26 protein-coding genes, 1 tRNA gene and 1 pseudogene are annotated in these 21,769 nt (G+C 67.9%); 21 read left to right on the forward strand and 7 right to left on the reverse strand.

The window, feature by feature from the left end; all coding sequences use genetic code 11:
* Positions 1 to 54: 54 nt before the first annotated feature.
* A pseudogene (locus GGQ93_RS13690) lies at positions 55 to 666 on the reverse strand (malonic semialdehyde reductase); the annotation flags it as partial.
* Between the two features lie 150 nt (positions 667 to 816).
* Between GGQ93_RS13690 and GGQ93_RS13695 the strand changes: the two are divergent.
* From GGQ93_RS13695 to GGQ93_RS13725, 7 genes are all read left to right on the forward strand, one after another.
* Entirely contained in the window at positions 817 to 1,146 is a 330-nt protein-coding gene (locus GGQ93_RS13695) for a YbaB/EbfC family nucleoid-associated protein (protein ID WP_054764724.1), read from the forward strand.
* Positions 1,146 to 1,748, forward strand: coding sequence for a recombination mediator RecR (gene recR, locus GGQ93_RS13700; RefSeq protein ID WP_183217775.1), 603 nt, complete (start codon positions 1,146 to 1,148; stop codon positions 1,746 to 1,748). Before GGQ93_RS13695 ends, recR begins: the two co-directional genes overlap by 1 nt.
* A 47-nt stretch (positions 1,749 to 1,795) precedes the next feature.
* Positions 1,796 to 3,010: a DNA recombination protein RmuC gene (locus tag GGQ93_RS13705; protein WP_183217777.1), complete on the forward strand. Its 1,215-nt coding sequence runs from the start codon at positions 1,796 to 1,798 to the stop codon at positions 3,008 to 3,010.
* A gap of 84 nt (positions 3,011 to 3,094) precedes the next feature.
* The gene (locus GGQ93_RS13710) at positions 3,095 to 3,553 is read left to right on the forward strand and encodes a hypothetical protein (protein WP_183217779.1); all 459 of its coding nucleotides are present in this window, start codon (positions 3,095 to 3,097) and stop codon (positions 3,551 to 3,553) included.
* 11 nt (positions 3,554 to 3,564) lie between these two features.
* Positions 3,565 to 3,756, forward strand: coding sequence for a helix-turn-helix transcriptional regulator (locus GGQ93_RS13715; protein ID WP_152949505.1), 192 nt, complete (start codon positions 3,565 to 3,567; stop codon positions 3,754 to 3,756).
* A 2-nt stretch (positions 3,757 to 3,758) separates the two neighbouring features.
* Entirely contained in the window at positions 3,759 to 4,343 is a 585-nt protein-coding gene (locus GGQ93_RS13720) for a hypothetical protein (RefSeq protein WP_183217781.1), read from the forward strand.
* 25 nt (positions 4,344 to 4,368) lie between these two features.
* Positions 4,369 to 5,343, forward strand: coding sequence for a TraB/GumN family protein (locus GGQ93_RS13725; protein WP_183217783.1), 975 nt, complete (start codon positions 4,369 to 4,371; stop codon positions 5,341 to 5,343).
* Positions 5,344 to 5,361: 18 nt separating this feature from the next.
* Here GGQ93_RS13725 and GGQ93_RS16325 read toward each other — a convergent pair whose 3' ends face one another.
* Positions 5,362 to 5,487, reverse strand: a complete 126-nt coding sequence (locus tag GGQ93_RS16325; RefSeq protein ID WP_255478930.1) for a hypothetical protein — start codon at positions 5,485 to 5,487, stop codon at positions 5,362 to 5,364.
* A gap of 78 nt (positions 5,488 to 5,565) precedes the next feature.
* On the opposite strand from GGQ93_RS16325, the gene GGQ93_RS13730 reads away from it, so the two are divergent.
* The 4 genes from GGQ93_RS13730 (at position 5,566) to GGQ93_RS13745 (ending at position 7,885) form a co-directional block, all read left to right on the forward strand.
* A tRNA-Gly gene (locus GGQ93_RS13730) sits at positions 5,566 to 5,640 on the forward strand.
* Between the two features lie 459 nt (positions 5,641 to 6,099).
* Positions 6,100 to 6,345: a hypothetical protein gene (locus tag GGQ93_RS13735; RefSeq protein ID WP_183217785.1), complete on the forward strand. Its 246-nt coding sequence runs from the start codon at positions 6,100 to 6,102 to the stop codon at positions 6,343 to 6,345.
* Positions 6,346 to 6,412: 67 nt separating this feature from the next.
* A complete protein-coding gene (locus GGQ93_RS13740; RefSeq protein ID WP_183217787.1) occupies positions 6,413 to 7,135 on the forward strand; it encodes a hypothetical protein in 723 nt (240 codons plus the stop codon).
* Positions 7,136 to 7,165: 30 nt separating this feature from the next.
* Positions 7,166 to 7,885, forward strand: coding sequence for a hypothetical protein (locus GGQ93_RS13745; RefSeq protein WP_183217789.1), 720 nt, complete (start codon positions 7,166 to 7,168; stop codon positions 7,883 to 7,885).
* 151 nt (positions 7,886 to 8,036) lie between these two features.
* Here the strand turns inward: GGQ93_RS13745 and GGQ93_RS13750 are convergent, their stop codons facing one another.
* Entirely contained in the window at positions 8,037 to 8,807 is a 771-nt protein-coding gene (locus GGQ93_RS13750; protein ID WP_183217790.1) for a DUF1365 domain-containing protein, read from the reverse strand.
* Entirely contained in the window at positions 8,804 to 10,186 is a 1,383-nt protein-coding gene (locus GGQ93_RS13755) for an NAD(P)/FAD-dependent oxidoreductase (RefSeq protein WP_183217792.1), read from the reverse strand. The genes GGQ93_RS13750 and GGQ93_RS13755 overlap by 4 nt, the downstream gene beginning before the upstream one ends.
* A 98-nt stretch (positions 10,187 to 10,284) precedes the next feature.
* On the opposite strand from GGQ93_RS13755, the gene GGQ93_RS13760 reads away from it, so the two are divergent.
* Positions 10,285 to 10,890 carry a sigma-70 family RNA polymerase sigma factor gene (locus tag GGQ93_RS13760; protein ID WP_182714564.1) on the forward strand — a complete coding sequence of 202 codons (606 nt, stop codon included), beginning with the start codon at positions 10,285 to 10,287 and terminating at the stop codon, positions 10,888 to 10,890.
* Entirely contained in the window at positions 10,887 to 11,525 is a 639-nt protein-coding gene (gene chrR, locus GGQ93_RS13765) for a cadmium/peroxide/UV radiation responsive anti-sigma factor ChrR (protein ID WP_183217794.1), read from the forward strand. Before GGQ93_RS13760 ends, chrR begins: the two co-directional genes overlap by 4 nt.
* Positions 11,526 to 11,592: 67 nt before the next feature.
* On the opposite strand, the gene GGQ93_RS13770 is transcribed toward chrR, so the two are convergent.
* Positions 11,593 to 11,973 carry a hypothetical protein gene (locus GGQ93_RS13770; protein ID WP_182714562.1) on the reverse strand — a complete coding sequence of 127 codons (381 nt, stop codon included), beginning with the start codon at positions 11,971 to 11,973 and terminating at the stop codon, positions 11,593 to 11,595.
* A gap of 281 nt (positions 11,974 to 12,254) precedes the next feature.
* Here GGQ93_RS13770 and GGQ93_RS13775 point away from each other — a divergent pair, with 281 nt between their 5' ends.
* The 5 genes from GGQ93_RS13775 (at position 12,255) to GGQ93_RS13795 (ending at position 16,514) form a co-directional block, all read left to right on the forward strand.
* Positions 12,255 to 12,602: a hypothetical protein gene (locus GGQ93_RS13775; RefSeq protein WP_054764738.1), complete on the forward strand. Its 348-nt coding sequence runs from the start codon at positions 12,255 to 12,257 to the stop codon at positions 12,600 to 12,602.
* Positions 12,603 to 12,604: 2 nt separating this feature from the next.
* A complete protein-coding gene (locus GGQ93_RS13780) occupies positions 12,605 to 13,285 on the forward strand; it encodes a response regulator transcription factor (RefSeq protein WP_054764739.1) in 681 nt (226 codons plus the stop codon).
* A gap of 10 nt (positions 13,286 to 13,295) precedes the next feature.
* Positions 13,296 to 14,723: a sensor histidine kinase gene (locus GGQ93_RS13785; protein ID WP_183217797.1), complete on the forward strand. Its 1,428-nt coding sequence runs from the start codon at positions 13,296 to 13,298 to the stop codon at positions 14,721 to 14,723.
* A gap of 69 nt (positions 14,724 to 14,792) precedes the next feature.
* Complete coding sequence (locus tag GGQ93_RS13790) at positions 14,793 to 15,704, forward strand: DUF1206 domain-containing protein (protein WP_183217799.1); 912 nt, start codon at positions 14,793 to 14,795, stop codon at positions 15,702 to 15,704.
* A 141-nt stretch (positions 15,705 to 15,845) separates the two neighbouring features.
* Entirely contained in the window at positions 15,846 to 16,514 is a 669-nt protein-coding gene (locus tag GGQ93_RS13795) for a DsbA family oxidoreductase (RefSeq protein WP_183217800.1), read from the forward strand.
* A 6-nt stretch (positions 16,515 to 16,520) separates the two neighbouring features.
* Here the strand turns inward: GGQ93_RS13795 and ppk2 are convergent, their stop codons facing one another.
* Positions 16,521 to 17,270: a polyphosphate kinase 2 gene (gene ppk2, locus GGQ93_RS13800; protein ID WP_182714573.1), complete on the reverse strand. Its 750-nt coding sequence runs from the start codon at positions 17,268 to 17,270 to the stop codon at positions 16,521 to 16,523.
* Between the two features lie 228 nt (positions 17,271 to 17,498).
* On the opposite strand from ppk2, the gene GGQ93_RS13805 reads away from it, so the two are divergent.
* The 3 genes from GGQ93_RS13805 (at position 17,499) to GGQ93_RS13815 (ending at position 19,312) form a co-directional block, all read left to right on the forward strand.
* Positions 17,499 to 18,068 (forward strand): chemotaxis protein CheD, encoded by a 570-nt coding sequence (locus GGQ93_RS13805; protein ID WP_182714557.1) that lies wholly within the window; start codon positions 17,499 to 17,501, stop codon positions 18,066 to 18,068.
* An 82-nt stretch (positions 18,069 to 18,150) separates the two neighbouring features.
* Entirely contained in the window at positions 18,151 to 18,912 is a 762-nt protein-coding gene (locus GGQ93_RS13810; RefSeq protein ID WP_183217802.1) for an extensin-like domain-containing protein, read from the forward strand.
* Between the two features lie 196 nt (positions 18,913 to 19,108).
* Complete coding sequence (locus tag GGQ93_RS13815) at positions 19,109 to 19,312, forward strand: cold-shock protein (RefSeq protein WP_008264090.1); 204 nt, start codon at positions 19,109 to 19,111, stop codon at positions 19,310 to 19,312.
* Positions 19,313 to 19,422: 110 nt separating this feature from the next.
* On the opposite strand, the gene GGQ93_RS13820 is transcribed toward GGQ93_RS13815, so the two are convergent.
* Entirely contained in the window at positions 19,423 to 21,612 is a 2,190-nt protein-coding gene (locus GGQ93_RS13820) for a histidine kinase dimerization/phosphoacceptor domain -containing protein (protein ID WP_183217805.1), read from the reverse strand.
* Positions 21,613 to 21,769: the final 157 nt, after the last annotated feature.

The following is a 21,769-nucleotide window of genomic DNA, read 5'->3' on the forward strand; positions in this document are numbered from 1 at the left end:
AAGAAGGGGCGGCCTGCGAAGGCCGCCCCTTTTTTTGACGTGGGGCAGGGTTGACAGAATCTGCGCCGCCTGGTCGAAGGTCAGGCGCGGCGAGCGGGGGAACAGGTTCTCGTCCGTGCCGTAACCCAGGTTCAGAATGTAGTTGGGTTCGACATGGCTGTCGGGGAAGAATTCGGCCTTCACCCCCGCGGCGTCGAAGCCCGACATGGGGCCGACGTCCAGACCCAGGGCCCGGGCCGCGATGGTCAGATAGCCGCCCTGGAGCGAGGCGTTGCGGAAGGCGGTCTCGCGCCGTCCGGCCTCGTCGGCGAACCAGTCGCGCGCGCCCGGAGCATGGGGAAACAGGGTCGGCAGATGGTCGTGGAAGTCGAGGTCCTGAGCCAGGATCAGATTGACCGGCGCCTGCTGGGTCTTGGCGCGATTGCCCTCGCTCATCAGCGGGATCAGCCGGGCCTTGGCCTCGGGCGAGGTGACGAAGACGAAGCGGGCCGGGCCGGCGTTGACGGCCGTAGGGCCGAACTTGGTCAGGTCGTATAGTTTCTTCAGCAGCTCGGGCGCGACCGGCCGGTCGCTCCAGGCGTTGCGGGTGCGCGCCTCGGTGAAGAGTTGCGCCAGGGCGGCGTCCGACAGAGGGAGGTCGCGGGGGGAGAGAGCGTCATAGGCCATGGGAGGGCGTCCTGATCTGCAAAAGCAACAAAGTCTGGTGCTAATTTAGCCCATTCCGCAACTGTCGCAAGTGCAAATCCGGCAATCCATCGTTTCCAACCGTGCGCCGCCCCCCTGTCGCAAGACGCGGCTTCGTCCTATCTAGGCAGGATGAAAGACCTGACCCAACTGATGCAGCAGGCCCAGGCGATGCAGCAAAAGCTGCAGGACGCCCAGGCCAAGATGGCCGAAACCACCGCCGAGGGCTCCTCCGGCGGCGGGCTGGTGAGCGTGGCCCTGAAGGGCGCGGGCGAGATCACGGCGATCAAGATCGACGACAGCCTCTTGACCCCCGGCGAGGGCGAGATCCTGGCCGATCTGATCGTGGCCGCCCATGCCGACGCCAAGCGCAAGCTGGACGAGGTGAACGCCGCCCTGATGCGCGAGGCCGCCGGTCCCATGGCCGGGATGAATATTCCCGGAATGCCGAAACTGTTCTGATGGCCGCCTCCGCCGGGCCCGAGATCGAGCGGCTCATCTCCCTTCTCGCCAAGCTTCCGGGCCTGGGGCCGCGCTCGGCCCGGCGCGCGGCCCTGGCCCTGCTGAAGCGGCGCGAGCAGCTGCTCGTGCCGCTGGCGGCGTCTCTGGCCGAGACGGCCGACAAGGTGGTCTCCTGCTCGGTCTGCGGCGCGCCCGATACGCGCGACCCCTGCGCCGTCTGTTCGGACGGGGCCCGCGACAACGGCCTGATCTGCGTGGTCGAGGAGGCCGGCGCCCTGTGGGCCATGGAGCGGTCCGGCGCCTTTCGCGGCAAATATCATTTGCTGGGGGGGCTGTTGTCCGCTCTGGACGGCGTCGGCCCCGAACATCTGCGCATCGCCGAACTGGTCGGCCGTGTGAAGGGCGGCGCCGTGCGCGAGGTCGTCCTGGCCCTGCCCGCCACGGTCGACGGCCAGACCACCGCCCATTATGTCGCCGAGCGGATCGCCGGCCCGGACGTCCAGGTCACCTCCCTGGCGCGCGGCGTGCCGGTGGGCGGCGAACTTGACTGGCTGGACGACGGCACCATTGTTCAAGCGCTGCGGGCCAGGCGGCCGGCCTAGACCTCGCGCGTCTTTCGCCGCGCGGCGACTCCGGCTAGGAACGGAGCATGAACACGCTCGTGCTGATCCTCGCCGTCGTCGCCGTCGCTCTGGGCGGCGGTTTTCTGTGGGCCTTTATGGGCTGGCAGAGGGCGCGGGGGGATCTGGCGGCGGCCCAGGCGCGGATCGACCTGGTCGAGGAGAGCCGCGTCACCATGGGCGAGCTGCTGAAGGCCCAGGCGGCCCAGTCGGCCCAGGCGGTGGCCGACCAGATGGTCAGCCGCGCTACCGAGACCTTCCGCGCCCAGGACCAGCTTGCGCGCGAGCGGATGGCGGCCCAGCTGAAGCCGGTGGCCGATACCCTGACGAAGTTTCAGGAACATGTGGCGGCGCTGGAAAAGGCCCGGGCCGAGGAGACCGGCGGCCTGAAGGAGCAGCTGACCCAGCTGATGGCCGCCTCGTCGGCCACGCGGGACGAGGCGCGCAAACTGACCGAGGCCCTGCGCGGCAACACCGGGCGGCGCGGCCGCTGGGGCGAACAGACCTGCCGCAATGTGCTGGAGGCCGCAGGCATGGCCGGCCGGTTCGACTTCACCGAACAGACCTCCAGCGCCGACGACGAGGGGCGCCAGAACCGGCCAGACTTCCTGGTGCGTCTGCCCGGCGGCGGCCTGTTCGTCATCGACGCCAAGGTGCCCCTGGCCTTCGACGAGGAGGAGGGGGACGAGGAGGCGCGCGCCCGGTCGGTCGGCCTGCGCATCGCCGCCAGCCTGAAGACCCATGTGCGCCAGCTGTCGTCCAAGGCCTATCAGGACCAGTTCAAGCCCAGCCCCGATTTCGTCGTCCTGTTCGTGCCGGGCGACAGCTTCCTGTCCACCGCGCTCGACCATGCGCCGAACCTGCTGTCGGACGCGATGGAATCGCGGGTCGTCATCGCCACCCCCTCTACCCTGTTCGCCCTGTGCAAGGCCGTGGCTTACGGCTGGCGCGCCGAGGAACAGGCGGCCAACGCCGACAAGGTCGCGGCCCTGGGCCGCGAACTCTACAAGCGGCTGTCGGTCATGGGCGGCCACGCCTCGGCGGTCGGTCGGGCGCTGGATCAGGCGGTGGGTAAATACAACCAGTTCGTCGGTTCGCTGGAGAGCCAGGTCATGGTCTCCGCCCGCCGGTTCGAGGATCTGCAGGTCGACCACGAGGGCAAGGAAATCCCCGCCCTGGCCCAGGTCGAAACCCAGCCGCGCCTGATCACTCGGCCGGAGCTGACGGGGCCGTCAGACAACTGACCTTGTCTCTTTGACAAGGGGGCTTGACATGTCGCTCGCTCTGGTGAGACAAGTATCCTTGTCATAACGACAAGGGAGATTGTCATGGCCAAAGGCCTCTGGAAAATCCTCGCCCTGTCCCTCGCGGGGATTCTGGCGATCATGGTGCTGGTCGTGATCGGCGCTGCGGCGGCCGTCCTGGCCTCGGAGCGCGGTCTGGTCCAGAAGGACGCCGCCCTACTGGCCGTGGTCGCGACGATGGCGGTTCTGATGATGGCCCTGTCCCTGTGGCTGGGCGTCGCCTGGATGGTCCGCATCGACGAGGCCGCGCGCGAGGCGCACAAGGCCGCCTGGTTCTACGGCGGTTCGGGCGGTCTGGCGGTGGGCGGGGTCTTCATCATCCTGGCCTCCACCCCGTCGGCGGCGCGGCTGACCCTTCCTGCCTGGTTTGACGGGCGCACCGACCCCGCCGCCTATGCCGCCACCGGCGCCGTGGGTCTGATGGCCCTGATGCTGATCGGCTACGGCGTCGTCTGGGGCTGGTGGTGGCTGGCGCGGCGGTGAGGAGCTGAACCATGAACAACCGCCTCAAGGTGCTGCGGGCCGAGCGCGACTGGTCCCAGGCCCATCTGGCCGAACTGCTGGGCGTGTCGCGTCAGACGGTCAATGCGCTGGAGACCGGTCGCTATGACCCGTCCTTGCCGCTGGCCTTCAAGATCGCCCGCATCTTCGAACAACCCATCGAATCCATCTTCTCGGAGGACTGACCATGTCGAGCGTTGAAGATCCGAAAATGTCCTGGCCGGTGCGTATCGGCGGCCTGTTGTTCCTCGGCCTGGCCGGGGCGGGCGTCGGCTATCTGGTCGGGGGCCGAATGGAGGTCGAAGACCTGCGCTGGGACGACGCCCTGGGCCTGGTCATCGCCGCCATGCTGCTGGCGACCGGGGCGATCATGGCCGGCATGGCCGCCGTGCGCTCGACCACAGTCCCGCCCGGCTGTGGCTGGCTTCAGGCAGTCGTCATGCTGATCGCCGGGGTTCTGATGATCGCGCCGATCTGGGGCGTTCATCTGGCTTCGCCCGACCTTGTCTTCGTCGGCCTGGTGGTTCTCTCTGTCGTCCAGTCCGTCGCCAATCTGATGCTGTGGCGCCGGGCCGACGAGATGCTGCGGCGGGTGATGGTGGAGACCAGCGCCCTGGCCTTCTGGGCCTCGCAGATGGCCTTGTTCCTCTATGCGGCGGCCGAGCGCCTGGGCCTGACCGGAGGGGTCTCCGCCTGGGGCATGATGGGCGTGCTGATGACGATCTACCTCCTGGCCTCCACCGTCGCCTCGATGCGGCGCGGCCTCCACTGAAAACTCTCAACCGAAGGAAACACCCATGACCCTCGCCAAACGTCTCAAATCCTCCGTCTCCAACCTGGCCCAGGGCGCCGTCGGCGTCGCCGCCGGACTGGCCCTGGTCTTCGCCATCGCCGGCGCCCCGACCCAGGTTCTGGCCCAGGCCGCCCCGGCGCCCGCCGCCCCGGCCGCCGCGCCCGCCATCCAGGGGCAGGGCCCGGCCCTGTGGGTGATCAAGGACGCGGACTCAACCCTGTATCTGTTCGGCTCGGTCCATGTGCTGCGCCCGACCACCGGCTGGGCCAGCCCCCGCGTCAACGCCGCCTTCGACAGCGCCTCGGACATCTGGTTCGAGATCACCAATCCGGAAGACCAGGCGGCCATGATGCCCCTGATCCAGCAGTACGGCCTGTCGCCCCAGACGCCCCTGTCCAGCCGTCTGACGCCGGAAGAAGTGGCCCAGCTGGACGTCGCCGCCAAGACCATCGGCGCTTCGGCCGCTCAGCTAGATCCGCTGAAACCCTGGCTGGCCGCCCTGTCCCTCTCGGTCGCGCCTCTGGTCAAGGCAGGTTATGATCCTCAGTCGGGCGTCGAACTGGCCCTGAAGGCCCGCGCCCAGGCCGCCGGCAAGCGCCTGCACGGCTTCGAGACCCTGGAGAAACAGGTCGGCATGCTGGCCACCCTGCCGGACGACGTCCAGCTGGAGTTCCTGCGCGAAACCCTGAAGGACTTCGACGAGGCGGTGGAGATGCTCGACTCCATGGTCGAGGCCTGGGCCAAGGGCGACGTCCAGGCTCTGGACCGCATCGTGGTCGAAGAAATGAAGACCGATGCGCCGGAACTGTACAAGGTGCTGCTGGTCGACCGGAACACCGACTGGGCCAATCAGATCCAGACCCTGCTGCAAGGCTCCGGCACCGCCTTCATCGCCGTGGGCGCCGCCCACCTGACCGGCGACGACAGCGTCCAGTCCATCCTGCAATCGCGCGGCGTGGCGGTCGAAACGGTCGAATAGGGCGACAGGCGGCGGCGCTCAGGCCTGGTTGACGTCCCAGACGAAGACCACCCACAGCGCCGCCGCCGCCGCTGCGGCCGTCAGGGCCGCCGCCAGACAGCCGAAGGCCAGGCCCTGCGGCCCCTGTCCGTCACCCTGGTTCATGCTCTAGCGCTCCCCTGCGCGCCCATACTGCCCCAAGCCCTTGAGCCCCGCCACCGCCCCGTCTATGGAAACAGGCGCGCGGGCGTAGTTCAGAGGTAGAACGTCAGCTTCCCAAGCTGAATGTCGTGGGTTCGATTCCCATCGCCCGCTCCAGTTTCCCGCCTATCCTCCGATCGCGCCCCTGGACCCGGACGCCTCTGCACGACGCGCCGTCCGCCGGTCGTGAGGCGCCCGGCACGCCCTGTGCGGGCGGCGCCCCCCAGGCCGAAAAGTATTTAGCACCGCAACTCAGAATTTTTTAAGTTGAAGCGCCCGTAGGTTGTGCGTGCTAAGGGTTTTTGCATCGACATCTGAGCTTTTAGAATCCCCCAGGTTGTGTCTTTACTTGGCCGACGGAGCTGATCCGTCTGCAATGGGGATGTCGTCACATGCGTCGTTTGCTTGTTTCAGGCGCCGCCCTGATCGCCGGCCGGCCGTCGCGGGGCCGCCTCGGCCCAGGGCCAGGGGACGTATTTTATCTATAATCAGACGGGGGTGAAGTTGAGCCTTGAGGCCAACACCTTTGCTGCGCGCACGAAGTTCCAAGACACAATTGACTCGGGTCAAACGGGTATGGGCGAAGTCACCCAGACCAACGGCCGGTCGGTGCACACCGGCAGTTTCACCTATGTCGGACCGAACAAGATGGGCTGTATCTTCACCACCACGATGATCCTGTCGTCCAAGGGCGTGTGGTCGTTCCGTTTCACCGCCACCCCCTATGGCGAGAACACCACGGCGGTCTGCACCTTCGAGCCCACATCGACCAATGCGTCGACCGGCCGATACTACGCCGACGCCAAGGTCTCCGGTCTCTGATCGGTTTACGTCTTAAAAGGGAAGAGATCGCAATCTGCGATCTCTTTCTCCTTCAGGGAAGCCCGCCATGACCGACGCCCTCAATCCCAAACCGCCTTCGGCTGCGGCCTCGGCCGCCGCGCCCAAATCCGACGCCGCGCCAAATCTCGCGCAGAACATGGAGCGGCTGCGGACCCTCGCCGCGATCATTACGGATGAGAGCGGGAACGTCACCACACAGGCCAAGCATGCGGCGGCTCTGGAGGAGCGCCGGATGTTTCTCGACGGAAAGTTCAAGGGGTCAGGTACGGAGACGACGCCGATATATCTTCAGATCAGCAACGGCGAGTTCAGAAAGAAAATAGATTCTATAAGAACTGAAATGATGAACTTAGACCTCAGTCCTGCGGACGAGGTGAAATTCGTTAATTCATACTCATCAGAAGACCAGCAGATCATATTCGATTTCATTTTAAGTCCCACATACGGAGACGGCTCTCGGCAGTACGCCGACCTCGACAGCTGGAAGAAGAATATGGAGGCCCTGTCCAAGGTTCAGGACTTCATGGCGAAGGCCAAGACGGACCCGGCGGTCAAGGCCGATCCCAAGTACGCCGAGGTGGAGAAGCTGTGGATGATGGCCGACACCTCCGCGCCGTCCTGGACCGCCCTGGTGCTGCAACTGTTCGGCGAGACGCCCAGTTCGAAACTGGACCTGTCGGACAAGGCCAGGACCGTCGTCGGCGACGTCAAGCCCAAGGCCCAGCCCGCCCCCTATGAGCCCGGAGCAGTGGCGTCAAAGCGCGTCTGATCCCTTCCTCCGACATCAAGAGCCGCTCCGATGACAGACGCCCTCAATACCGCCTCGACCCCCGCCGCCGGCGCCCGGCCTGCGATCAAGGCCGCTCCGAATTTGGCGCAGAACCTGGAAAAGCTGCGCACTCTGGCGGCGATCGTCGCGGACGAGAGCGGCGCCACAAGCGATAAGGCGAAGAGCGCGGCCTATAAGGAAACGCACCGAATGTTCTTGGACGGAGAGTTCATGGGGTCTTCCGGCGCGGATACGAATCCGATCTTTGCGACCATGATGAATAGCGAGTTCAAGAAGAAAATAGATGGGGCGAGAAATGAGATGATCGCCTTGGATCTGCATGGTGCTGATGAGGTGAAGTATATCGAATCCTACTCTCCCGAAGACCAGCAGCTTCTATTTGATTGGGTCTTGAGCCCTGTCAATCATGACGGCTCTCGGCAGTACGCCGACCTCGACAGCTGGAAGAAGAATATGGAGGCCCTGTCCAAGGTTCAGGACTTCATGGCGAAGGCCAAGACGGACCCGGCGGTCAAGGCCGATCCCAAGTACGCCGAGGTGGAGAAGCTGTGGATGATGGCCGACACCTCCGCGCCGTCCTGGACCGCCCTGGTGCTTCAGCTGTTCGGCGAGACGCCCAGTTCGAAACTGGACCTGTCGGACAAGGCCAGGACCGTCGTCGGCGACGTCAAGCCCAAGGCCCAGCCCGCCCCCTATGAGCCCGGAGCAGTGGCGTCAAAGCGCGTCTGATCATCAACCGTCCGCGCTAGAGCATGATCGTTTCTGTCGGAACCGCTTCGCGGTTCCGACAGAAGCGTGAATCATGCTCTCGCTTTAATCTGGAGCCTGATTCACGGCTTCAGCGGAATCGCGAAGCGATTCCACTTCAACCGATCAGGCTCTAAAGCACCAGAACCCCCGGCTCGGGCGCCGGCTTGCGGGTCAGGGGGGTGCGCTTCAGCCACAGTTTCAGCGCCTCCCAATGGATGGCGGCGACGACCTTCAGCGTCAGAAGCGGCATGGACAGGGCGGCGGCCACCAGGGCGCGGTCGGTCAGGGGGTGACGGCGGCCGGTCATGGCGGTGGCGATCAACAGGCCCTGGGCGTCGCGGCCGTCGATCGCCAGGCTCAGGGTCTCGCCGGGCGGGCGGCCCCGGAAGACATAGTCCATCTCCATCCCCATGAAGGGCGAGACATAGAGGCGTTTGTCGGCCTGCTGGCGGAACCGGTCGTCGTCGGCCTCGGCCGCAGGGACCGGCAGGACATAGGACCGGCGCTCGCCGAAGGTGCTGGTGACCTCATAGACCATGGCCGCCAGCCGCCCGTCGGGCCGGTGGCAGTAGTAGAGGCTGATCGGGTTGAAGACGAAGCCCAGCACGCGGGGCATGGTCAGGAGGCGGATCGCGCCGGAACCGACGTCGATCCCCGCCTCGGCCAGGCGGGCGACGATCTGGGCGCGAAGCGGGGCGCCCGAGCCGTCGCCGTGGTCGCGGTCGTAAAAGCCCATCAGGTTGAACCGGCCGCGCGAAAAGGTCTTGAGCCGGCGGTGCAGGACGTCGATCTCGTCCAGGTCCAGCATCAGCCAGAAGACGCGGTATTTCAGCCGGTGCCGCCGGGGCCTCAGACGGGTGTGAAAGACCCCGCCGACATAGAGGGCCGAGGCCCCCGTCACGCGACGCGCGCCAGGGAGGCGGCGCCAGAGGTCAGATGGATGCGACCGCTCTCATTCTCGACCGTCCAGGGGCGGCGCACCCCGCCCAGCTGTTCGGCGACGGCGAGACCCGACTGAAGCCCGTCCTCATGGAAGCCGGCGCCGAAATGGGCCCCGCAGAACCAGACGCCGCCGTGACCTTGCAGGCTCCACAGGTCTTTTTGCGCCCGGACGGCGGCCGGGTCGAAGATCGGATGTTCGTACAGTTCGCTGCGCAGCAGCGTCCCGGCCGCCGGGGGGCGCGGCGGGTTCAGGGTGACGAACAGATCCTGGCCCGGCAGGCCCTGAAGCCGGTTCATCCAATAGGTGACGCAAAGGCCGTCGTCGGCCCCGATATAGTTCCACGACGCCCAGGCCCGGCGGCGGCGAGGCATCAGGCCGGGGTCGGTGTGCAATATGGTCAGGTTGCGGCTGTAGCGGAAGGCGCCCAGCAGCTCGCGTTCGCGCGCCGTCGGCTGGGCCAGCATGGCCAGGGCCTGGTCTGCGTGGGCGCCGATGACGACATGGTCGAACCGTTCGGTCGCCCCGGTCGCGTCCTGAACCAGAACCCCGCCCTCGACCCGTCGGACCTGGGTCACGGCCCGGCCCAGACGCGACCCCTCGCCGCCGCGGCCGGCGGCGGCCGGGCCGGCCGCGATCTGGTTGGCCGCAATCTGGCGCGCCAGCGCCTGGACATAGACCCGGCTGCCCCCGACCACGGTGCGCCAAAGCGGCCGGCCGACCAGTTTCAGCAGGCCGTGATTGCCGCAGAACCTCAGGAAGGACTCGGCCGGATAGTCCAGCAGCGTATGGGCCGGAGACGACCAGATGGCGGCGGCCATGGGCAGGAGGTGATCGTCGCGGAAGGCTTCGCTGAAACCCTCGCGCTTCAGATAGTCGCCCAGGGTCACGTCGCTGTCAGCCAGGGCCGCCAGCCCTTCCGGCGCCGAGCGATAGAAGCGCAGAATCTCGCTCAGCATGGACCAGAAGCGCGGGCGCAGCATGTTGCGGCGCTGGGCGAACAGGCCGGGCGCCGCATATTCGAACCGTCCCTGATCCAGGGAGACGGCGAAGGACATGTCGGTGGCCTGGGTCTTCAGCCCCAGATGGGCGAACAGGGCGATCAGGTTCGGATAGGTGGCGTCGTTGAAGACGATGAAGCCGGTGTCCACCGCCGTCTCGCCCTCCGCCGAACGGACGTCGACCGTGTTCGAATGGCCCCCCAGCCGATCCTCGCGCTCATAAAGGGTCACGTCGTGACGGCCCGACAGCAGCCAGGCGCAGGACAGGGCCGAGACGCCGGAGCCCACGACGGCGATCCGCAGGCGGGGACCAGTCTGTACGGCGGCTGAAGGGGGCATTGGGTTTCCAGAAGGGCGGATGTTTGCGACGATACGCCGCCCGCTCTGCAGCGGATCACGAAATGATCCAGACTTCGACCTGAACCGTATTAGGGTCGATGCATGAGCAGATTTCCATCCTTCGGCCGATTCGGACGCCCGTGATCCCGGCGGGCGATGATTTCGACCGCCTGATCGAGGCGGTGGCGATGCGACGCGATCGGGACGCCTTCGCGCGCCTGTTCGACCATTTCGCCCCGCGGCTGAAGGCCTATCTGATGAAGGCGGGGGCCACGGCCGGAGCGGCCGAGGACTTCGCCCAGGACGCCATGCTGACCGTCTGGCGCAAGGCCGAGCTGTTCGACCGCACCAAGGCCCATGCCGCGACCTGGATCTTCACCATCGCCCGCAACCGGCGGCTGGACGTGCTGCGCCAGGACGCGCGGCGTCTGCCCCTGCCCGAGATCGACCTGGTTCAGGACGAGCCGGAACAGCCCGACACGGTCGTTCTGGCCGCCGAAAACGCCGCCCGGCTGAAGGCCGCCATGGCGCGGCTTTCGCCCGATCAGATCGAGGTGCTGCGCCTGGCCTTCTTTCAGGACAACCCCCATTCGGAAATCGCCCGGCGGCTGGAACTGCCCCTGGGCACGGTGAAGTCGCGTATTCGCAAGGCCATGATCAAGCTGAGAACCCTGCTGGACGACGAACAGGGAGGGGCGGCGTGACCGGCGTGCACAATCCCTCCGAAGAGCGGCTGTTGGCCTATGCGGCCGGGACCCTGAGCCCGCCCGAGGCGGTGGTGGTCGCCGCCCATCTGGCGATGCGGCCCCAGAACGAGGCCTGGGTCAGGACGCTTCAGGCCGTAGGCGGCCGTCTGCTGGACGAGCTGGAGCCTCAGGCCCTGGCCGAGGACGCCCTGGCGCGGGTGATGGCGCGCGCCGAGACCGACGCCGGAGAGGTTCTGGCCTCCACGCCGCTGAATGACATGGCCGGCCTGCCCGAGCCGTTGCGCCGCTACGCCTTGGGGCCGTGGCGCTGGCTGGGACCGGGCATGCGCGCCCGCGACGTCCATGCGCCGCGCGACGGCGATTGCCGCGTCATCCTGCTGGAGATCGGGCCGGGGCGGGAGACGCCCAAACACACCCACGGCGGGATCGAGCTGACCTGCGTCATCCACGGCGCCTACGCCACCGAGACGGCGCTGTTCGAGCCGGGCGATTTCGAAGAGGCGGACGGCGAGGTGCTGCACCAGCCGCGCGTGGTCTCGCCCGACCCCTGCCTGTGCGTCGTGGCCCTGGACGGCCAGATCCAGCTGGACGGCTGGCTGGGCAAGCTGATGCAGCCCTTCATCAAACTGTAGGCCCACAAGGAAAGACGCCCGGTCCGCAGGGACCGGGCGTCTTGGTTTTCAGGCCGGGAGAGGGCGATCAGCCGCGACGATTGTCCCAGTCGCGGCGCTCATAGCGGACCTGGGCCGCCAGGCGATCCAGGCGGCGGTCCAGATCGGCGCGCTCCCAACCGCTGAGGCCGCCCCGGCGGTAGCCGGCTTCCAGACGCTGGACGCTGTTGAGTTCGGCGCGCAGACGGCCGGCTTCGCGGCGGCTCAGCTGGCCGGTGCGCAGGCCCTGGTCGATGCGGCGGTCGAGTTGGTCGATGCGGACGTTGACCGAGGGGCCGTAGCCGTAGCCGGCGGGCTGGGCGTGATGCGGACGACCATGAGGGCCGTAGGATTGGGCGGCGGCGGGCAGGGCAGCCGAGGCCGCAGCGGCCAGGACCAGGGCGGGGATGAGGGCTTTCTTGTTCAGCATCGGATCAATCCTTGCGTTGGGGACGCTCCGAGGGGGAGCGCCGATGAAGCCAAGAGACCACGCCCCGCCTGAGCCCGATCTGAACGGCGCGTTTCAGGCGCCGTTCATCTGTTCGCCCCCGTCGTTCGCCCCCGTCAAACGAGCGAACGGGGCGCACTCCGCCGTCTTTGGCGCGGGCCGTCTTTGGTGTAAGGGCGGTTGACGGGGATTTTCATCAGTCTGGCCCCTTTCCGACACCCTTGTTCAGCGGCTGTTCAGAGCCGTCCGCCTAGAACCGCCCCATGACCCGCACCCGCGCCCTCCTCATCGCCGCCGTCCTGGCCCTGGTCCCTGCGACCCTGGTTCCCGCGACCCAGGTCTCGGCCCAGTCGCGCGAGGCGTCGCGGGATCAGGATCGCGAGGCCGCCCAGGACCGTCGGGGTCCGCCCCCGCGCGACAGCCGGGCCATGGACGCGCCCCGCGCCGACCTGGGGGCCGTGGTGCGCCGGGTCGGCGCCGGTCGCGAGGGCCGGATGCTGGGCGTCAGCCCGCGCGGCGACACAGTGGTGGTGCGCTGGGAATATCCCGGCGGCCGGGTGGCGGATATTCGCGTCGACGCCCGTTCGGGCCGCGTGATGGGAGAAGACTGAAGATGCGTGTCCTGCTGGTCGAAGACGACGCCGATCTGTCGCGGCAGCTGAAGGGCGCCCTGGCCGACGCCGGCTATGCGGTGGATCACGCCGCCGACGGCGAGGAGGCCTGGTTCCTGGGCGACACCGAACCCTATGACGTCATCGTTCTGGACCTGGGCCTGCCCAAGATCGACGGGGTGTCGGTGCTGGAGCGCTGGCGGCGCGAGGGCAAGGCCACGCCGGTCCTGATCCTGACGGCGCGCGGCGCCTGGTCGGACAAGGTCTCGGGCTTCGACGCCGGGGCCGACGACTATCTGACCAAACCCTTCCATACCGAAGAGCTGCTGGCGCGGCTGCGGGCCCTGCTGCGCCGCTCGGCCGGCATCGCCTCGGCCACCCTGTCGTGCGGCGGCCTGCGGCTGGACCCGCGCGCGGCCCGCGCCAACGTCAACGGCGAGCCGCTGCGCCTGACCTCGCTGGAGTACCGGCTGCTGCACTATATGATGATGCATCAGGGCCGGGTGATCAGCCGCACCGAACTGGTCGAACATCTGTACGACCAGGACTTCGACCGGGATTCCAACACCATCGAGGTCTTCATCGGCCGACTGCGCAAGAAGATCGGCTCGGACCGGATCGAGACGGTTCGGGGTCTGGGCTATCGGCTGGCCCCCCTGGCGGGCGAGTCCGAGGCGGCGTGACCCTGAGTCGATGAACCGGGACGGGGGGACGAGGCGCGCCGGCTGGGGCCGATGGTTCGGCCGGCCCGGGCGGTCGCTGACGCGGCGGCTGATCTGGCTGGCCTCGGGCTGGATCCTGCTGGCCCTGGTCGCCACGGGCCTGGTCCTGACCAATCAGTTCAAGGAATCGGCCCTGCGCCGCCTGGGCAACGTCCTGGCCGAGACGACCGACGAACTGGTGGTGCGGACCGTCACCGCCAGCGGGACGGTGATGACGCCCCAGATCATGGACGCGCCCACCTTGCGGGTCTTTTCCGGCAAATACTGGATGACGGCCGAGCCGACCCTGGCGGGGGGCTTGCGCATCCTGACCCGGTCGGACTCCCTGTATGGCGAAGACCTGGTCGCGCCGCCGGACCTGCCGGCGCGGCTGGACGACGCCTATGGCCAGACCATCACCTATAACGCCGTCGGTCCGGCGGGCGAGCCGCTGCGGATCGCCGCCAGCATGAAGTCCCTGCCGGGGCGGGCCGCGCCGGTGGTCTTCTTCGTCGGGATCGACCGTTCCAATGTCGAGGCGGATGCGCGCCAGTTCGCCACCGTGACCTGGGTCGCCCTGTTGCTGCTGGGTTTCGGCCTGGTCTCGGCGGTCTTCATCCAGGTCCAGGTGGGTCTGCGGCCCCTCTATGATCTGAGGAATGAGATCGCGGCGGTCCGCAAGGGCCAGGCGGCCCGGATCGAACGCGCCTATCCGCTGGAGATCCAGCCCCTGGCCGAACAGGTCAACAATCTGCTGGACCACAATCAGGAGGTCGTGGACCGTCAGCGCACCCATGTCGGCAACCTGGCCCACGCGCTGAAGACGCCCATCTCCGTCATGCTGGCCGAGGCCGGGACGGCGCAAGGGGCCCTGCCGGAACTGGTGCGTCGCCAGACCCAGATCATGCAGGGCCAGGTCGATCACCATCTGCGCCGCGCCCGCGCCGCCGCCCGCGCCGCCCACGGCCTGGGCGAGACCACGCCGGTGCCCGAGGTGCTGGACGAGCTGGCGGTCATGATCGAACAGGTGTTCCGCGACAAGGGGGCCGAGATCGACTGGCGCGCGCCCGACGACCTGGCCTTTCTGGGCGAGCGTCAGGATCTGCAGGAGATTCTGGGCAATCTTATCGAGAATGCGGCCAAGTTCTCGCGGCGGCGGGTGCGGGTCTCGGCCGGGGGCAACGGCCTGGGCCAGATGATCGTCGTGGTCGAGGACGACGGACCGGGCCTGCCGGCCGATCAGCGCGAGGCGGTGATGAAGCGCGGCGCCCGGCTGGACGAAAGCGCGCCCGGATCGGGCCTGGGTCTGTCGATCGTCGAAGACCTGACCCGCGCCTATGGCGGGCGGCTGACGCTCAGCGACAGCGACATGGGCGGGCTGAAGGCGGTGCTGGAGCTTCCCGCCGCCCACGGAGCCTGAGGCGGCGGGCGGGGCGGGAGCCATAGGCGGCCGGGCACGTTGAACGGCTCCGCCTCTTCAGGAGCCCGCATGGCTGTCGCCCGCCTTCGTCACGCCGCCGCCGCCCTGGGCCGAACCGTGCGCGACCGGCTTGCCGCCGCGCGCCGGACGCCGCCGCTCCATGTCCTGATCGAACAGGCGGCGCGGATCGGCTATGGGGCGCGGGGCTTCGTCTATCTGTCGGCCGGCGCCCTGACCCTGCTGGCGGCCCTGGACCGGATCGGCGACGCGGTCGGCACGGGCGGGGCGGCGGGCTGGCTGGCGGAACAGCCGTTCGGTCGGGTCTGGCTGGTGGCCCTCGGCCTGGGATTGTGGGCCTTCGTCGGCTGGCGCGTCCTGCAGGCCGTCTTCGATGCGGACCATGCGGGGCGCGATCTGAAGGGCTGGGCGACGCGGGCGGGCCAGGCGGCCAGCGGCCTGTTCTACGGCCTGCTGGCGGCGGGGGTGTTCGAATATCTGGACGAGGCGGGCGGCGCGACCAGCCAGGCGGCGGACCAGGCCGAAAGCATCGCCGAAAACCAGGAGAAGGCGGCCATGGTCCTGGACCTGCCGTTCGGCGACCTGCTGCTTATGTCGGCGGGGCTGGTGGTGCTGGGGGTCGGGATCGGCAACATCGTGCGGGCCTTCCGCGACGACTTCGACGCCGCCCTGGCCTGTCCTGACGGCCTGCGCCGTCCGGCCTCGATCCTGGCGCGGATCGGCTATGGGGCGCGGGGCTTCGCCTATCTGCCGCTGGGGGTCTTCGTCGTTCTGGCCGGTCTGCACACCCGATCGGGCGAGGTCACCAATACGGCGGCCGCCCTGGAGACGCTGGAAAGCCAGCCCGGCGGCTCATGGATCCTGGGGCTGACGGCTGTGGGTCTGATGGCGTTCGGCGCCTTCGCCTTCGTCGAGGCCCGCTGGCGACGGATCCGTCCGCCGCGCGATCTGAAACTGGGGTGAGTGAAGCGCGCGGGTGCGGGTGAACAAGCGGTGCGCGGGGTCTGCGGCGGCAGACCCGCCCCGCTCACCTCCTGCTCAATGGCGCCAGGGCAGCGGCCCTCCCATATGATCCGAAACCAAGGCTGTTTCAGAAGGCGCGCCATGTCCCAAACCGCTTCCAAGACCCTGAAGATCGACTTCGTCTCCGACGTGGTCTGCCCCTGGTGCGTGGTGGGGCTGGGCGGCCTGGAGGCGGCGCTGGACCGGCTGAAGGACGAAGGCGTCCAGGCCGACGTCACCTTTCACCCGTTCGAGCTGAACCCGCAGATGGCGCCGGAGGGCGAGAACATCGTCGAACACATCGGCCGCAAATACGGGGCGAGCCCGGAACAGTCGGCCGCCAACCGCGCCATGATCCGCGAGCGGGCAGGGGAGGTCGGCTTCGACATGCGGATGACCGATGAGAGCCGCATCTGGAACACCTTCGACGCCCACCGCCTGCTGTACTGGGCCCACGAGACCGCGCCTGAAAAGCAGAAGGCGCTGAAACAGGCCCTGTTTACCGCCCATTTCACCGAAAACCGCAACCTGACCGACGCGGGGGTTCTGACGGCCGCCGCCGAGGCGGCAGGGCTCGACCGGGCCGAGGCAGGCGAGGTCCTGGCGTCGGGCCGCTACGCCCAGGCGGTGCGCGCCGAGGAGGATCTGTGGCGGTCGCGGGGGATCAACTCGGTCCCGGCCGTGGTGGTCGAGAACAAATATATGATCAGCGGCGGCCAGCCGGCGGAGGTGTTCGAACAGGCCCTGCGCCAGATCGCGGGCGAAGCCTGACCTCTTTTATCGCGCCAGCCGGCCCTTGGCTTCGGCGGCGGTCAAGACCACTTCGTCGTCCGGTGCGGCGATCTCCTCGCCGCAATGGTCCAGCACCTTCAATATGTGCCGGATCAGGTTCAGCCGGGCGGTCTTCTTGTCGTCGGTGGCGATGACGGTCCAGGGGGCGTAGGCGCGGTCGGTCTCGTCCAGCATCCGGTCGCGGGCGGCGGAATAGGCGTCGAACCGGGCCTCGGCCTCGGCGTCCAGGGACGACAGTTTGAACTGTTTCAGCGGATCGACCCGGCGCTCCTTCAGCCGCTGAGCCTGCTCCTTGCGCGAAATGTCCAGCCAGATCTTGATCAGAATGATCCCGTCCTCGGTCAGCATCCGTTCGAACCGGGGGGCGTCGGTCAGGAACTGGGCGTATTGTTCGGGGGTGCAATAGCCCATGACCGGCTCCACCCCGGCGCGATTGTACCAGGAGCGGTTGAAGATGACGGTCTCGCCCGCCGCCGGCAGATGCGGGACATAGCGCTGGAAATACCACTGGGTGGTTTCGCGATCGCTGGGCTTGGGCAGGGCGACCACACGGGTCTGGCGCGGCGACATATGTTCGGTCAGCCGTTTGATGGCGCCGTCCTTGCCCGCCGTGTCGCGCCCCTCCAGCACGATCACCACGCGCAGCCCGTGTTCGATCGTCCAGGCCTGGGTCTTCACAACGGCGAGCTGGAGCCGTTCCAGTTCGGCGTCATAGGCGTCGGTCTTCTTTCCCATGGCGCCATGGTGCAGGGTCGGGCGTCCGGGGACAAGCGGAGCCTTGGGGCGGCGGCGCGTTTACGGATCAATACCTAGGGCGGCGTCCCCTATAAGTCCCGCGAGACGCAATTTTTGCTTGTGACTGCAACGATTTGACCTGGGCCTAAGGGTTCGTACCGGCGTCTTCTATACGCTTTCTACACCCTGACCTTTCATAGTCGCGACTTAACGAAACCGGGTCCGCCTATGTTGATCGGCAATCTTTCGGAGTTGAACAGGGACCCGTCGGGCGGCGGTCGCCGCCTGTCGCTTGGCCAGGGCGAATACGGGGTGTCCGACGAGCCCGATCTGGTCCTGACCACGGTTTTGGGCTCCTGCGTGGCCGCCTGCATCCATGATCCAGTGGCGCGCGTCGGGGGAATGAACCATTTCGTCCTGCCCCAGCGTCGGCTTGGGTCTTCGGGCGACCCGGCGCGTTACGGCGATGATCTGATGCCCCGATTGATCGAGGGTCTGTTGCAGGCCGGCGCGCGGCAGAGCCGGCTGGAGGCCCAGCTGTTCGGCGGGGCCAGCCCGGGCCGGTTCGTCAACTCCATCGGCGAGGACAATCTGGCCTTCGCCTATGACTTTCTGGACCGGTTGGGGGTTCGGGTCGCCCCGCCCCAGCAGAGCGGTCCGGCCGGGTGCCGGATCGATTTCCGACCCGCCGACGGCCATGTGAAACACGTCCCCCTGGCGCGTCTCGAGAAGGCCCAGGCGAGGCGCATCATCCTGCCGCGCGTCAAACCCCTGAACCTGACCCCGGTCGCCGCCTGAGCCTGGAGAACCGCCGGGATTGAACGCGCGCGCCCCGCTCGCGTTTGCCAGCGGGGCCGTTGGCGGTCCATGCTGGGGCCTCATGAAGCGCGACTTCGCCGATTTCTGGAATCTGATGTGGGAGGTCGGGCTGTTGGCCTGCGCCGCCTTCGCCCTGCTGAACGCCTATGCGCCGCCGCAGGATCTGCCCTGGAAACCGCTGGACTTGAACCAGCCGGTCGGGCGGGCGACGGCGGCCAAGGTGGCGGACTTCGACCTTTCCCCCACCGCCGCGCCTGAAGAGGTGCAGGGCGCGACCGAGGCCTGTATGCAGGTTCTGCGCGAGGCGGGGGTCGAGGTCGAGCGCGCCGCCGATCGCGACGACGGCGGCTTCTGCGTCGTGCGCGGCGCGGTGCGGATCACCGGCGGCGCGGCGACGCCCCTGGCCCCGGCTGATGTGGTGATGCAGTGCCCGCTGGCGGTGCGTTACGTCATCTGGGACCGTCAGGTCTTGCAGCCCGCCGCCCGCGAGATGCTGGGCTCGGTCCCGGCTCGGGTCGAAAACTATGGGACCTATTCCTGCCGCCGCATCTACGGCTCTCAGGACGTCAGCGAACGGCCCAGCGAACACGCCCGCGCCAACGCCCTGGACGTCGCGGGCGTGACCCTGGCGGACGGGCGCACCGTGACCGTGCTGGACGACTGGCGCGGCGAGGGGCGGGCGGGACCGGCGGGGTCTCGCTTCCTGCACGCCCTGCGTGACGGCGCCTGCGGCCTGTTCGCCACGGTCCTGACGCCCGACTATAACGCCGCCCACGAGAACCATCTGCACCTCGACGCCGCCGACCGGGGCGTCTGCCGTTAAGCGCGATAGGCGAAAAGGCCCGCCGCTTTGCTGTTGACCGTCTGGAAAAGCCGGGTGACAACAGAGGCGCAGTCCGGATTTTGCGTGGGGTCCACACCCGCGTCTCGCTCCTTCGCCTGAACGAGCTGTCCAGATGGATTGTCGGGTCCTCCCGAGGGAGATCCGCCTGGAAAAGCGCGTTTACGGAGACGCAGACATGGCGACCGGTACGGTCAAGTGGTTCAACCCCACCAAGGGCTATGGTTTCATCCAGCCCGACAGCGGCGGCTCTGACGTGTTCGTTCACGTCACCGCCGTTCAGAAGGCCGGCCTTCAGGGCCTCGATGAAAACGCCAAGGTCGAATACGAGCTGGAAAATCAGCGCGGCAAGACCTCGGCCATCGACCTGAAGCTGCTTTAAGTCGAAGAATGGAAACGGGCGCGGAGATGATCTCCGCGCCCGTTTTTCCTGTTGACTGCGGCCTTCGCCGCGAAGCTTGTTTGACGCGGCGTCCGCCGCAGGGCCTGGCTTCAGGCCGGCGCCTCGATGCGCGTGCGCAGGGCGACCTCCAGTCCCGGCTTCTGATCGCGATAGTCGATCTGACCGCCAAGCTGGGCCACCAGACTGCCGATCATCATCGAACCGAAGCCCTTGCCGGCCTTGTGGCCGCCCTTGCCGTCGTCGGACACCACCAGACGCAGGCTGTCGTCCGCCTCGGTCAGGCCGATGCGCAGCGGACCCGGCGCCCCGTCATAGGCGTATTTCTGAGCATTGATGATCAGTTCGGTCAGGATCAGGCCGATGGTCACCGCCCGGTCGGCCCCGACGCAGACCGGCGCCAGATCGGTCTCGATCGCCGAGACCCATTCCGGCCCCATGCTTGAGCCCAGATCCTCGACCAGTTCGCCGATATAGCGCGACAGGTCGATGGCCGCGTCATGATCCCCGCGATAGAGGCGGGTGTGGACGGTCGAGACGGCCCGCACTCTGCGCCGCGCCTCCTGCAAGGCGACCTTGGCCGGGCCGTCGCCCAGGTCGCGGGCCTGAAGTCCCAGGAAGCTGGACACCAGGGTCAGGCTGTTCTGGACCCGGTGATTGACCTCGCGCATCAGGAACTCCTGCTGCTCCAGCCGCAGGTCGCGCTCGGACAGGCGGGCCTGAAGCGACTGGTTCAGGCTGCGAAGCTGGGTGACGGAGGTGAAGTCCGACAGGGCGTCGCGCAGGCGGGCGGCGGATTCGACGGCGGCGGCGCCCCAGCGGCGGGCGCGGCCCGACACGGTCTCGCGCCATTCGGCGAAGGAGGCGCGGGGCGTCAGGGCGCCGCCCCCGTCCGTCGATTTGACGGCGGTCGAGGGATCGCCGGCCCAGCGCACCGTCTCCAGAATCTCGGCGCGGAACCATAGCAGGCTGAGCGGCTGCGGCCCCGGCAGGCGCACGGCCAGAAGGCCGCTGGCGTGGGTCCGCCAGGCCTCGGCCTCGGGCAGGAGGGTGGACAGGGCGTTGGTGGCGACCGGACGAAGCCCCGGCTGCGCCTCCAGCCAGTCCGCGATCTGACGCTGGGCCTCCGGCGGCGGGACATGGCCGAACCCCTCGATCCGGTCGCCCTGGACGATCGCCACGCCGTCGGCGCCGACCAGGTCCTTCAGCGCGCCCGCCTGATCCCCCAGGCCCGAGGCCAGGTCGCGGTCGCGCGACAGACCGATGATCAGCTCATCCTCCAGCCGACGCAGCCGGACCCGTTCGCGATACAGTTCGGCGTCCGCCTTGGTCTTCAGCTGGCGGGCCAGGGTGCGGGCCAGGGTGGTGCAGGCCACGCGCAGTTCATAGGACAGCAGCAGGGGCGTGCTGCTGTGGCAGGCGACCAGGCCCCACAGAACATCATCGACGATGATGGAGACCGAGGCCGAAGCCCGCACCCCCATATTGTGCAGATACTGGATATGGATCGGCGACACGGAGCGCAGGCCGCTGTCGCTCATGTCCAGCGGAGGCTCGTCCGGATACGGCGGCCGCAGCGGCTGGGGCGTGTAGCGGGTGTCGGGAATGACCCGCACCGGATTGCGCAGATAAAGGGCCCGCGCCTGGCGGGGAATGTCGGTCGCCGGGAAATGGTGGTTCAGGAAGGAGGTCGCCTCGCCCGCGCGCGATTCCGCCACCACCTGGCCCGCCTCGTCGTCCAGGAAGCGATAGATCATGACCCGCTCAAAGCCGGTCAGGCTTCGGAAGGCGTCGGCGGCGCGTTCGCAGACGCCTTGGACCGTGGCGCTGCGTTCCAGGGCCGCGCCGGCCGTATCGAGCCGGGTGATCAGTTCGACGCCCAGCCGGGCCTGTTGCGAGCTCTGCTCGACCTCGACCACCATCCGCAGGGCGGGGGCGGTCTCCGTCGCGGCCGCCTTTCCGGCGGGCGCATAATAGACGACGACGTCGTATTCCAGCCGGTTGGCCGCGCGCCAGCGGCCCGCGAAGCCCGCCTCGCGGATGGCCGCCATGTCGCGCAGACGACGCCCCACCACCTCGCCCAGAAGATCGGCGATCGGCAGGCCGATCCAGCGGGTCTGGCCGGTCAGATCCTCGATCGCCCCGGCTCCCTGTTCCAGAGTCAGGGCGTCTGGATTCAGCACCAGCAGCAGGCCGTGGCCCTGGATCGCCTGGGGGATGTGGATCGGCTCCCGGTCGCAGTCGTTCAGGGCGACCTGGGCGCGGACGTCGTAGTCCGTCATGATTTCGTCTTCCCGTTGCGGCGGGTTCGCTCCCAGCGGAAGGCCGCAGGTCCGACCTGCGAGGCAGACGGCAGGTCAGATAGGGAGAGGTCCATAGGGCTCACACCGTAACACATTGGCGAGGCTTGTCTATTTAAGCCTTCCGTGTACGGCGGCG

Origin of the sequence: Brevundimonas aurantiaca, from assembly GCF_014199955.1 — a bacterium.
GTDB classification, from domain to species: Bacteria; Pseudomonadota; Alphaproteobacteria; order Caulobacterales; family Caulobacteraceae; genus Brevundimonas; species Brevundimonas aurantiaca.